The sequence below is a fragment of the uncultured Aquimarina sp. genome, from assembly GCF_947492405.1.
In the GTDB taxonomy this organism is placed as follows: Bacteria; Bacteroidota; Bacteroidia; order Flavobacteriales; family Flavobacteriaceae; genus Aquimarina.
Genome location: NZ_CANLMP010000008.1, coordinates 175841 through 188569, shown reverse-complemented (window position 1 = coordinate 188569; position 12729 = coordinate 175841). Strand labels below are relative to the sequence as shown.

The 12729-nt window shown below is 33.2% G+C and carries 11 protein-coding genes; 7 read left to right on the top strand and 4 right to left on the bottom strand.

Going from position 1 to position 12729, the window contains the following annotated elements; all coding sequences use genetic code 11:
* Positions 1–336 precede the first annotated feature (336 nt).
* A complete protein-coding gene (locus tag Q0829_RS24050) occupies positions 337–1170 on the top strand; it encodes a type IV pili methyl-accepting chemotaxis transducer N-terminal domain-containing protein (protein ID WP_298547766.1) in 834 nt (277 codons plus the stop codon).
* Positions 1171–1189: 19 nt separating this feature from the next.
* On the opposite strand, the gene Q0829_RS24045 is transcribed toward Q0829_RS24050, so the two are convergent.
* Positions 1190–1873 (bottom strand): response regulator transcription factor, encoded by a 684-nt coding sequence (locus Q0829_RS24045; protein WP_298547764.1) that lies wholly within the window; start codon positions 1871–1873, stop codon positions 1190–1192.
* A gap of 258 nt (positions 1874–2131) precedes the next feature.
* Between Q0829_RS24045 and Q0829_RS24040 the strand changes: the two genes are divergently transcribed.
* The 6 genes from Q0829_RS24040 to Q0829_RS24015 all read left to right on the top strand — a co-directional run bounded on the left by Q0829_RS24040 (position 2132) and on the right by Q0829_RS24015 (position 9432).
* Positions 2132–3466 carry an alginate export family protein gene (locus Q0829_RS24040; protein WP_298547763.1) on the top strand — a complete coding sequence of 445 codons (1335 nt, stop codon included), beginning with the start codon at positions 2132–2134 and terminating at the stop codon, positions 3464–3466.
* Between the two features lie 157 nt (positions 3467–3623).
* Positions 3624–6143: a nitrite reductase large subunit NirB gene (gene nirB / locus Q0829_RS24035; protein ID WP_298547760.1), complete on the top strand. Its 2520-nt coding sequence runs from the start codon at positions 3624–3626 to the stop codon at positions 6141–6143.
* Between the two features lie 26 nt (positions 6144–6169).
* Complete coding sequence (gene nirD / locus Q0829_RS24030; protein WP_298547757.1) at positions 6170–6547, top strand: nitrite reductase small subunit NirD; 378 nt, start codon at positions 6170–6172, stop codon at positions 6545–6547.
* Positions 6548–6602: 55 nt separating this feature from the next.
* On the top strand, positions 6603–7187 hold the full coding sequence (locus tag Q0829_RS24025; protein WP_298547755.1) for a DUF4202 domain-containing protein: 585 nt from the start codon (positions 6603–6605) through the stop codon (positions 7185–7187).
* Between the two features lie 10 nt (positions 7188–7197).
* Positions 7198–9009, top strand: a complete 1812-nt coding sequence (locus tag Q0829_RS24020; RefSeq protein WP_298547752.1) for an ATP-binding protein — start codon at positions 7198–7200, stop codon at positions 9007–9009.
* Positions 9010–9057: 48 nt separating this feature from the next.
* Positions 9058–9432: a hypothetical protein gene (locus Q0829_RS24015; protein ID WP_298547749.1), complete on the top strand. Its 375-nt coding sequence runs from the start codon at positions 9058–9060 to the stop codon at positions 9430–9432.
* 21 nt (positions 9433–9453) lie between these two features.
* Here Q0829_RS24015 and Q0829_RS24010 read toward each other — a convergent pair whose 3' ends face one another.
* The 3 genes from Q0829_RS24010 to pfkA all read right to left on the bottom strand — a co-directional run bounded on the left by Q0829_RS24010 (position 9454) and on the right by pfkA (position 12444).
* The gene (locus tag Q0829_RS24010; protein WP_298547746.1) at positions 9454–10323 is read right to left on the bottom strand and encodes a BadF/BadG/BcrA/BcrD ATPase family protein; all 870 of its coding nucleotides are present in this window, start codon (positions 10321–10323) and stop codon (positions 9454–9456) included.
* Between the two features lie 88 nt (positions 10324–10411).
* A complete protein-coding gene (gap, locus tag Q0829_RS24005; RefSeq protein ID WP_298547744.1) occupies positions 10412–11413 on the bottom strand; it encodes a type I glyceraldehyde-3-phosphate dehydrogenase in 1002 nt (333 codons plus the stop codon).
* Positions 11414–11457: 44 nt separating this feature from the next.
* Complete coding sequence (pfkA, locus tag Q0829_RS24000; protein WP_298547741.1) at positions 11458–12444, bottom strand: 6-phosphofructokinase; 987 nt, start codon at positions 12442–12444, stop codon at positions 11458–11460.
* Positions 12445–12729: the final 285 nt, after the last annotated feature.

The following is a 12729-nucleotide window of genomic DNA, read 5'->3' as shown; positions in this document are numbered from 1 at the left end:
AGTATTTAAAACTTTAATTACGTATTTGTTAATTTTAGAACTAGATAATTACAAGATTGATAATAAAACCTTCTAGAATCACAAATCCTACCTTAAACAATTATTAAACAGATTAATAACTCTTTAAACATACTATAATTATGGCTTTACCTTACATTGATTAAAAGATGAAAAGTTCATCTTAAAACTAAGTATCAAATATTTGGTTTTGTCAAAAAAAAGTAAGTATTTTGAAAAAAAGACCCCTTTTAAACGTAGATATTTTCCCTCATAATAAATTAGTATTAAACCCAATTTAATACATCCAATCCCTATAAATAATTTAAAAACTTACTTATGAAAAAGAAGAAAACCAACACTTTATTAATTATTTGCGTTATCCTTTTCACCTGCAATATTGCATTTTCTCAATCCAACAACTTCGGCGCTATTACTTACGGAAAGGCAATAAATATATCTGGGAAACAACGAATGTTATCTCAAAAAATGTCTAAAGCCTATTTATTACTTGCAAAAGGAATAAGTGATGCATCGATAAGGAAAGAATTAAATTCTAGTAAATTTATTTTTGAAAAACAGTTACAAATATTGACGAAAAATGCATCAAGCTCTTCAGTTAAGTTATCTATAAAAAAGGTAGAGCAATTATGGGGAGTTTTCAAGGAAGTTGTTACAAGTACGCCTAACCCCCAAAATTGTATAAGAATAATGAAAATGAATACATCATTATTAAAAGCATGTAATGATGTCGTTGTCAGTATTGAAAATAACTTTAGTTATAACAATCAATTTTTCCAAAACAAAAATAAAGAATTGGTAAACACAATAAATGTGTCAGGAAAACAAAGAATGCTCTCTCAAAGATTGTGTTTATATTACACAGCTTCTACAATGTTTACCCAGGAGAGTGCGGAATACAGAAAAGTACTTACTAGCGTATATACTGAATTTGACACTGTAATAGGAAACCTACTAATTAGTAGTTATAACACTACTGAAATCGAAGAAGAGCTAGGGTCCATTATGGGGATATGGGAGAAATTCCAAACAAATCCAAAAGGCTTATTCAATGGGGAATTTCAATTACAAGAAATATTTTCAACTACTAATCAGCTAACCAAATCATTCAATAAAATTACCGGTTTGTACGAAAGTATTTCTAATGATTAAATACGAAAAAAACAAAGGGTCAGGAAATCATATTGTATTTTCTGGCCTTATTACTTAGTTCCAGTACATTTTTGACACCCATTTTTTTCATCAAATTAAAACGATGTACTTCTGTAGTTCTTTTACTTATATCCAGTTCTACTGCAATATCTTTATTAGTCATACCTGAAACAGCCAACTTGAGTATTTGATTTTCTCTTTTTGTAAGATCGAACGGATTATTATTTACGTTTATGCTCTCTTTGGTTAACTGAACTACTTCTTCTTCATTCTCGTTCTCTACGCCCTTAAGTAAATTCTTAACCAATATTGAAGATACATCTCCACTAAAGTACTTATTTCCTTTACTTACAGTCGACAATGCTTTAAGAAATTCTTCTTTTCCTGCATCCTTCAATAAGTATCCATCAGCTCCAGCATTTATAGATTGTAAGATATATTCATCAGAATCGTGCATCGACAACATAATAGTTTTAGATGATACCGACAAAGCTGTAAGTTGTTCTACTGTCTCAATACCTGACATTTCAGGCATTCTTATATCACATATTACAATATCCGGTTGTAAAGACTGAACTAAATCTATGGCTTCTCGCCCATCGGATGCTTCCCCAATCACCTCATATTGATTTTCATCTTCCAAAAGCGAACGGATACCATCTCTTACCAAAAAATGATCATCTACCAATACAATACTAACCATATTTTCTAATACCTAATTAAACTGATCTTTCCGCCAAAGTTGTTAATCCATCAAATATATGAATAATTCAAAAATAGCTCTACAAAATTAATAATCCTAAAATTATAACTAAGTATTTTTATCTAATAAAAACATTAAAAATAAGTATTAATACTTAGATTTGTCATTCAATTAATGTATCAGCTAATAGAATTAATTGAAAAGAACATAGCAATAGTGTGAGTAGCACGCTCGCACAACAAACGAAAAACTTAAGAAATGAAAAACAAGTTACATTATACTATACTATTTTTACTAGTATTAGTATCTAAGGGGAAAGCTCAGGAATTAAGTATTGATTTAGATTTTAGAGATCGATTTGAATATCGTCATGGATTCAATAATCTGGTTCCTCAAGGAGCGGATCCTGCTGCTTTTGTGCAACAGAGAGCCAGGCTAAAATTTGGGTACACTTCCGAAAAATTCAAAGCTCATTTTAGTATTCAGGATGTAAGAGTATGGGGAGATACCAGACAGATTCTGGATAATGATGCTAATAATAATTTACAAGTTGCAGAAGCCTGGGCATCCTTGGCATTCGGAAAAGGTTGGTCCACTAAAGTAGGTCGACAAATGATATCATACGATGATCAGAGAATCTTAGGTGGTTTAGATTGGGCATTACAAGGTCGTTTTCATGACTTAGCTTTAATAAGATATGGAAACGAAAAGATCAAATTAGATCTTGGTTTTGCATTTAGTCAGAATGATCTAGATGCACTTCCAGGTAATCAAACAGGAACAATATATAATGTTACTGGTTTTTTTAGCTATAAAGCCATGGAGTATGCACACTTAACCTGGAAAGCTTCAGAAAAAGCGACGCTCAGTTTTTTAGCATTAAATAACACATTTCAGAATGTAATAAATGGTACTCCTACAGATGGATTCTATCATACCCATACATTTGGTACACATTCTAAATTTAAACTAGGAGGAGTAGGTCTTGCTTTAAATGCATATTTACAAGCAGGAGAAGGCCCTGATACCACTGATCCTGCAAGTCCATCTACTGATCTTTCTGCATATTTAGTTGGACTAGAAGCCAATGGGAAAATTGGTACTGTTGGTATTGGAGGTGGTTTTGAAATCCAAAGTGGTACAGATCAAAACGAAACGGATGGAAAAAACTATTCTTTCTTTCCTCTTTATGGTACCAATCATAAGTTTAATGGATATATGGATTACTTTTATGTTGGAAACCATGCAAACTCTGTGGGTTTAACTGATATATATGCCAAAGCAAATTTTAAATTTGGAAAATCCTCAAGTCTTCTTATCAAAGGACATTATTTCTCATCAGCAGCTACTCTTATAGATGATACGGATGGATCAGAGGCAGACAAATACCTTGGAACGGAAGTAGATATTGTATTTACACAAAAATTACTACCCTATGCATCCGTAAAAGTTGGATATTCACAAATGTTTGCTGGAGAGGGAATGGAGTTTCTAAAAAATCAACCTAATCCAAGTGGATTACAAAACTGGGGATGGGTTCAATTAGTGATTAAACCTAATTTCCTTAAGTGGAGTCCTAAACCTCTGCAATAAGTCTTTAAAAAGATATTTCTAGAACCTGCGAAACTGATTTCGCAGGTTTTTTTATGAATTATTTTAAAATTCTCAATTTCCAGTAGTCATAATTACGTAATTCTTACTAGCTAAATACGTATTAATACTTAATTTTGAACTAATAAATACGTAACTAATGAAGAAGGTAGTAGTAATAGGTAATGGAATGGTAGGTTATAAGTTCTGTGAGAAGTTTGTAGCTTCAGAAAAATTTCCTGATTATAAACTTATAGTTTTTGGAGAAGAACCCAGACGCGCATATGACAGAGTACATCTAAGTGAATTCTATGACGGTAAAACTGCCGAAGATTTAAGTATGTCATCTGCAAACTGGTATGAAGACAATAATATCGATCTTCACACTTCAGAAATGATCACAGAGATTAATAGAGCAAATAAAACTGTCGCTAATCATCGTGGAGATACGTATACTTACGATTATTTAGTATTAGCAACAGGATCTTCTGCATTCGTTCCTCCTATTCAAGGAGTTGATAAAGAAGGGGTTTTTGTTTATAGAACTATTGAAGATCTTGAAGCGACAGAAGCTTACGCTAAGAAATTAAAAGCACAAGGAAAAACTGAAGCAGCAGTACTTGGAGGCGGATTGTTAGGCCTGGAAGCTGCAAACGCAGTTAAAAACTTAGGATTAAACGCTCATGTTGTAGAATTTGCTCCAAGACTTATGCCTAGGCAACTAGATAAGGGTGCAAGTGATATGCTACAAGCCAAAATAGAAGATTTAGGTTTAAAAGTTCATCTTTCAAAACAAACACAGTTTTTACAAGGAGAAAAGTCTATTGAAGGTTTACAATATATTGATGATACCGAATTAAAAGTAGATATGCTAGTTGTATCTGCAGGCATACGTCCCCGCGATGAAGTGGCAAAAGAATGTGGATTAGAAGTCGGAACTCGTGGAGGTATTCTTGTAAACCAGAAAATGCAGACCTCTGATGAAAACATTTATGCTATTGGAGAGTGTGCTTTACTAAATAGTATGATTTATGGTTTAGTTGCCCCTGGCTATGATATGGCAGAAGTTGCTGTACAACAAATTACTGGTGGTAATGCAGAAATGCCAGAATCTATTGACATGTCAACTCAGTTAAAACTAATTGGCACAGAAGTAGCAAGTTTTGGTGATGCACTTAATGAAGCTAAAGAAACAATAGATGAGATTACATATGAAAATAAACGTAAAGGCATTTATAAAAAAATAAATGTTTCTAAAGACGGCAAAAAACTATTAGGAGGGATTTTAATTGGTGATTCATCAGATTATAATTCTTTATTCCAAATATACATTAACGGAATGAAACTTCCGGAGGAACCAGAAGATCTTATATTAGGTAGTCGCGGTGGTGATGGTGGTGGACTTCTTGGAGATGTTATGGATCTACCTGATGATGCTCAAATCTGTTCATGTGAAAGCGTTACTAAAGGACAAATTTGCGGAGCAATTGAAAAAGGAGAAGCCACAGATGTTTCCGGAGTAATTGGTTGCACTAAAGCTGGAACCGGTTGTGGTGGTTGTAAACCTATGGTTACTGATTTAACAAATGCTACACTAAAATCCTTAGGTATTGAAATTAAAGATGGGGTTTGTGAGCATTTTGAGTTAAGTAGACAAGATTTATACAAAATCATTCAAGTAAAAGGGTATACTACATTTGATGAAGTTTTAGACAACCACGGAAATGGAGGTCATGGATGCGAATTATGTAAACCACTGGTTGCTTCCTTAATGGCTACTATTAATGCTGATACCGCCAATAAAGAATATGCTATCCAGGATTCTAATGATCGCTTCTTAGCAAACATACAGCGTAACGGAACATATTCTGTAGTACCTAGAGTTCCTGGAGGAGAAATTACACCTGATAAATTAATCGCTCTTGGAGAAATTGCTAAAAAGTATGATTTATACACCAAAGTAACGGGCGGTGTACGTATCGATTTATTTGGCGCAACATTAAATCAATTACCGTTAATATGGAAAGATCTAATTGACAATGGTTTTGAAAGCGGTCATGCATATGGTAAATCTTTACGTACTGTAAAAACTTGTGTAGGATCAACTTGGTGTCGTTATGGAATGGATGAAAGTGTAAGTTTTGGTATTGAACTTGAAAATAGATACAGAGGAATTCGTGCTCCTCATAAAATTAAAGGTGGAGTTTCTGGATGCATTCGTGAATGTGCAGAAGCTCGCGGAAAAGATTTTGGTTTAATTGCTGTAGAAGGTGGATGGAACTTATATGTTGGCGGAAACGGTGGAGCAACACCAAGACACGCAGAATTATTTGCAGAACAAATTGATAACGAAACTGTAATTAAATATTTAGATCGTTACTTAATGTTTTACATGCGTACAGCAAAACCATTACAAAGAACTGCAGCTTGGCAAGAACGCCTGGAAGGCGGGTTAGATTATCTAAAAGAAGTAATTATTGATGATAAGCTAGGCATTGCTAAGGATTTAGAAAATGAAATGAAAACTTTAGTAAACAAGTTTGAATGTGAGTGGACTCAGGCTATCAACGATCCTGAAATAATGAAAAGATTTAACCATTTTGTTAATAGTGACGAAGAGGATGACAACATTGTTTTTGTACCTATGAGAGAACAAAAAATGCCAGAACCTTGGAAATAATAAAACAGCTTATAATTCAAAATAACATGGAAGAAATTCTAACAAAATATAAAACCACCAAATTAGAAGATGTAAAAGTTTGGTTTAAAGCTGCATCAGTTGATGTTTTTCCTAAAGATGGAGGAGCTTGTGTTAAATATAAAGATCTACAAATTGCCGTATTTAATTTTAACAGATTAAACAAATGGTATGCTACCCAAAATTTATCACCTGAAAAAAATGAAATGGTACTTAGTAGAGGAATGATCGGCGATCATAACGGAATACCTAAAGTTGCTTGCCCTCTTCATAAAAAGACTTTTTCATTAGAAACTGGTGAAAATCTGAATGGGGATCTTACTGCTATCGCGACATATCCTGTAAAAATAGAAGATGGTATTGTATTTATTGGTTTCGAAGAATAATACGTTTTATTGCTAAAAACCTTAAATTAGCACGTATTATAACATCATTCCTTTTATGCCAACCACAAAATTAGCCGCTGCATTTTCTTTTTTTGACAAAGCAAATGCAAAAGACCCAAATAAAGAAATCGTTAAAGGAGAATCTATTCCTAAAGAATTGATCTACGGTCAACGAATGAGTCAATCTCTTAATAATTATACTTCTGAAGCATCAGAAGCGTTGCAGCTAGCTGCAAGAGCCCAGCATTTATGCAGATGGGAAATTCCTCGTAACAATTATCCGATGGATCGAGTGGGTTATTTAAAATGGAGAGAAGAGTTAAAAAAGTTTCATGCAGAAAAGGCTTCAGGAATACTTCAGGAAGTAGGGTACGATAAAGAAACTATAGATAGAGTATCTTTTCTCATACAAAAGAAAAAGTTAAAAAAAGACGAGGATACTCAAATATTAGAAGATGTTATCTGCCTTGTTTTTCTAGAATTTTACTACTCAGAATTCTACGAAAAACACAGTTCAGAAAAGGTTATTGATATTTTACAAAAAACCTGGAGAAAAATGTCTGAAAAAGGTCATCAAGCAGCATTAAAACTATCATATACAGAAAAAGGGTTAGATATGATTAAGCAAGCTATTGCATAATTCATTTGTATTGAACAAATTAACATCATTAGATCATCAAACTTTTAATCGCCTAAGTAAAATTTACATTATTGCTTTAGGAGCTATCGCTCTATTTACTATTGGAGCGCAATTTTTTATTCAGCAGTATCTAAGCTCTCAAATTGATGATTCTAAGATTATCAATATTTCCGGTAGACAACGAATGCTCAGTCAAAAACTATCTAAAGAGATTTTATTACTTTCTTATATTAAAAATGACAAATCAAGAAAACGATATCTATCAGAATTAGAGACAACCATAGATCTTTGGAAAACATCTCACGAAAGACTCAAAAGATACAATGACTCGATACCCAAAGGAAAAAATGATAGCACCGAGATAAAACGAATGTTTTTGGTTTTACAACCCTACTTCGAAACCATTTATGAAAATAGCCTACAAATACTGGCAATAGCAAAAAAAGATTCTGTCAATCCTGAAATTCTAAAACCTCATCTCGAAAGTGTCATTTTTAATGAACCCTTTTTTCTTAGGCAAATGGATGCCATTGTGTTTAGATACGAAAAAGATGCTCAGGAAAAAATATCCAGACTTAAAAAGATCGAATACATCTTGTTTTGTTTAATTATTTTAATTCTGGTTTTTGAATTTTTCCTATTATTCCGACCTGTAGCTTTAAGTATCAAAAAAAACATATCCGATCTTCTTTATTCGCAAAAAGAAGCTACAAATATGGCTTCAAATGCAGAAAAATTAAGGAAAATTCAGAATGAAAATGTACAAGAATTATTATCACTTACCAAGGCTTTAGATCAAACCTTATTATATGCTCGAGTAAATGAGTTTGGTATGGTAAAAAGTCTGGGAGAACGCTTCGGTAAAGTGTTACATCTAGATCCAGGATACCATTCAAAAAATCTGGCGGAGCTTATGAATTTAAGTGAACTGCAAACAAACAGGTTACTTCAACTTATTTCTCAAAATAAAGGCGGAGTTTTTAATGAAGAATTTGAATTTACATCTAACGACGGTGAAAAGATGTGGTTAGACATTTCGATCCTGAATGTGTTTAAAGAATCTGGTAACTCAGAAAGATTGGTGCTTTGCTCTGACATCTCTAAAAGAAAAGAGGCTCAGCAGGAAATAGAACGATTAAATGACTTAGAGTATCAACAAAAAGAAGAATTACAGAAGTCCAACGCAAGTATGATTGTTGAAGCTCAGGAAGAGGAACGAAAACGAATTGCAAAAGAGATCCACGATAGTATTGGACAAATGCTTACAGCATTAAAGTTCAATATTGAATCTATTAATACGGATAATATTGAAAAGACAAATCAAAAAATTGAAGGGCTCAAAAAGCTATCAAAAGATCTCATATTAGGTATCAGAACAGCCACATTTAATCTCACCCCTCCAGAATTAAAAGATTATGGGATAAGCATTGCTCTTCAGAAAATGACAAAAGAACTGTCTAAATTAACAGGTAAAAATATTGTTTTTGAAAACAAATCTGATACTGAACCTCGTTTTGACTCTTTAGTAGAAACAAATTTATATCGCGTAACGCAAGAAGCTGTAAACAATGCTATTAAATATGCTAAATCAGATTATATCCTAATCTCCATAAACAGCTCAGAATCAATATTGAGTATCATTATAGACGATAATGGTCAAGGATTCGATCTTGACAATATCCCTACTAAGCCAAAAAATAATGCAGAAGGAGGAATGGGTCTTTTCTTTATGAAAGAACGAATGAATTATATAAATGGTCGAATCTTTATAAGTTCTACACCAGGCAAAGGCACAAGAATTACCTTAAATTACACTATATAATACGTAAAATTATATATTTTTGCGGATTATATTCCCCAAAAAAGTAACGTGAAAACACATCAGGAAAATACAAAATACCTAATGAACTGGGATTCCAAAAAAATCTGGAAAGAAGAAATCATTAGTAAAGAGTTTATTAAATATCTCAAAGAGATAGAAGTTAATGAGCTTATCATAAACAAGGATACTCAACTAGGAATCATTTCTGAAAGAGATGTTATCGATTGGATTGCAAAAGAAGAAAATGAAAATTTTTGGAACAATAGCATGAAAAATCATATCTGCGAAAAGATTATCAAAGATGATGATGATTATTTCGTAGGTTGTGACTATGAAGATTTCAAAGGAGGATACTTTTTCGTAGCTAGTTTATGGAAAATGAAAAAAGGAGAAAACTTGATAATATTAGAACATTATCATTAATCACTCCTTTTTTTCTAAAATCTAAACGTTATTTGGTCTCTTTTTCAAGACATCATTTCTGTAGTAATCTATAATACCATCAATTGGTCTTCTTACGATATTTCCAACAGTCAAATGGTATGGCCATACTGCTGCTCTAATGATATCTTCACTGAAATGTGCTATAGACCCAATAAAGTGAACTGGAACATTTTGAGCTTCAGGAAAACACAACACTCTTGTTTCTACAAATTCCTGAATACCTTCTGTAATAATTTTATAAAAGTATCCATTACGCTCACTTGTAAAAATAAACTCAGCAAAAGATGCCAAATAGGTATTTGGGTTTTCTTTTTTATACAAATTCTCCTTTATAGAATCTGAAGAAAGATCAAAACGCTTCTCGAATTCCCCAGTAACTTCTGGAGGCATTCTTTTATAATAATAATCTCTTATCAATCGTTTTCCAAAATAGTTACCACTTGCCTCATCCATAAGGATATACCCCAAAGAATCTACAGCCATATGAATATCATCTCCATCGTAGTAACAGCTATTGGATCCAGTACCTAAAATACAAACAATTCCGGGTTCTGTAGTAGCTGCATATACCGCAGCTACCATATCTTCTCTAACAATTACGTCTGCATTGATAAAAAAGTCTTCAAATATTTTCTTTAACATAGCCGCTGGCTTTTCGGTACCACATCCGGCTCCATAAAAGTGAACTGCTTCAATCGTTGTGCTATGAGCCGTTAGCTCTGCATTAGCACGAACTCTTTTTTCTAGTAAAGACTTCTCAAATACAGCAGGATTCAATCCTTCTGTACGGGTTTTAAATACAATTTCACCAGATTCATTTAGAAGAATCCAATCGCATTTAGTAGAACCACCGTCAGCTATTAAAATCATTTGAAAGTATATTAGTTGTGTGTGTTAGCTAAGAAAAAGCCCCGATTTTTTTATCATAACCGGGGCAATATAATTTTATTACTCCTTATTATAGATTACCTACATAAGATGATAGGTCTACCAACTTAGAAGAATATCCATATTCATTATCATACCAAGATACTAACTTAAAGAAGTTATCATTTAATGCGATTCCTGCACCTGCATCAAAAGTAGAAGTATGATCTTCTCCTACAAAATCCTGAGATACTACAGCTTCTTCTGTGTATGCTAAAACTCCTTTTAGTTCATTTTCTGAAGCTTTTTTAACTACCGCTTTTAGTTCATCATAAGATACAGATTTCTTAGTTTTTACGGTAAGATCTACCACAGAAACATCTGCTGTAGGAACTCTAAATGCCATACCTGTAAGCTTACCATTCAATTCTGGTATCACCTTACCTACAGCCTTAGCAGCACCAGTTGATGAAGGTATAATATTATTTAATGCAGAACGTCCTCCTCTAAAATCCTTTTTTGATGGAGCATCTACTACTGCTTGTGTAGCTGTAGCTGCGTGAACTGTAGTCATTAACCCTTCTTCGATTCCGAAATTATCATTAATCACTTTAGCCAATGGAGCCAAACAGTTAGTTGTACAAGATGCATTAGAAACAACAGTATCAGTTGCTTTAGCATCCATATGATTTACCCCCATAACAAACATAGGTGCATCCGCCGATGGTGCAGAGATAACAACTTTTTTAGCACCTGCTTTAAGGTGAGCACCTGCTTTGTCTAATGTTGTAAAAATACCTGTACAATCCATTACCACATCAACTCCTACTGCATCCCATTTTAATTCTTCAGGGTTTCTTTCTGCAGTAACACGGATTGCTTTGCCATCTACGACAAGACTTCCATTTTCTACAGCTATAGTACCATCATATTTTCCGTGTACGGAATCATACTCCAATAAATAAGCTAAATGATTTACATCTAACAAATCGTTAATAGCTACTATTTCTACATTCTCGCGTTTAGAAGCAATTCTAAAAGCAATTCTTCCAATTCTACCGAAACCGTTAATTCCAATTTTTAACGTACTCATATTTAATAATTTAGTTGTTTTTGATTTAAAAAACGTGGTTATATTTACACTGAAGTAATATCAGCAACTTTAATTAATCGATCGTGTTTGTGGGTTCTTTTCTCTAAGGCAGTAGTAAGGGGTACTATGGTCACAGTTTTATGAACAATTCCGATCATTACTTCACTTTTTCCTTCGAGTAAAGTTTCTACAGCTCCAACACCTAATTTACTAGCCAATACTCTATCATAACAGCTTGGAGCTCCTCCTCTTTGTATATGACCTAATACGGACACTCTAACTTCATAATCTTCTAAGTTCTCTTCTACATATTCTCCTAATTCGAAAATATTCTTACCGGATTTATCTCCTTCTGCAACGACAATAATACTAGAAGTTTTTCCTGTCTTCTTACTCTTTTTAAGGGATTCTATAAGTCTATCAACCCCCATATCTTCTTCAGGTATCAAGATTTCTTCTGCTCCTGCCCCAATTCCTGCATTTAAAGCAATATCTCCTGCGTCTCTTCCCATTACTTCTATAAGAAATAAGCGATTGTGAGAACTTGCAGTATCTCTTATCTTATCTATAGCTTCTACTACCGTGTTCAATGCAGTATCATAACCTATTGTATAATCGGTACCGTTAATATCATTATCAATAGTACCTGGAATTCCTACTACTGGAAAGTTAAATTCTTCGGAAAGTTTTAATGCTCCAGTAAAACTACCATCTCCTCCAATTACAATAAGCGCATCTATATTATTCTTTACTAAATTATCATAAGCTTTCTTCCTTCCTTCCTCCGTGCGAAAATCTTTAGAACGAGCGGACTTAAGAAAAGTTCCTCCTTTATTTATGATATTTCTTACCGAACGTGCATTAAGCTTTTCCATTTCATTATGTATAAGACCCTCGTAACCTTTATACACACCAAAACAATCTATTTCAAAATAACTACATGCACGAACTACTGCTCTGATAGCAGCGTTCATTCCAGGAGCATCTCCTCCTGAGGTAAGTACCGCGATATTTTTAACTTTTTTTGTCATTGAAGTCAAATCTATCGTTATTGACCACAATAACCTAATTTACCCAAAATCTAAAACGTTTTCGGTTAATAAATTCAGTAATTACTGACAAAAAATGTATGGTTTTAACACATTTTCATGAAATAAGTTAAGAAAAAAGTATTATCACAAAATAGTTTATTACTGATTTTGGTATTCTCAAAACCTAGATAATCTAAATAACATTAATAAGATACTTTCATATAAACATAAGCCTCATTCATATTTAGTATCTTTATGGGCACAAAATAGTCATAGATTCACCCA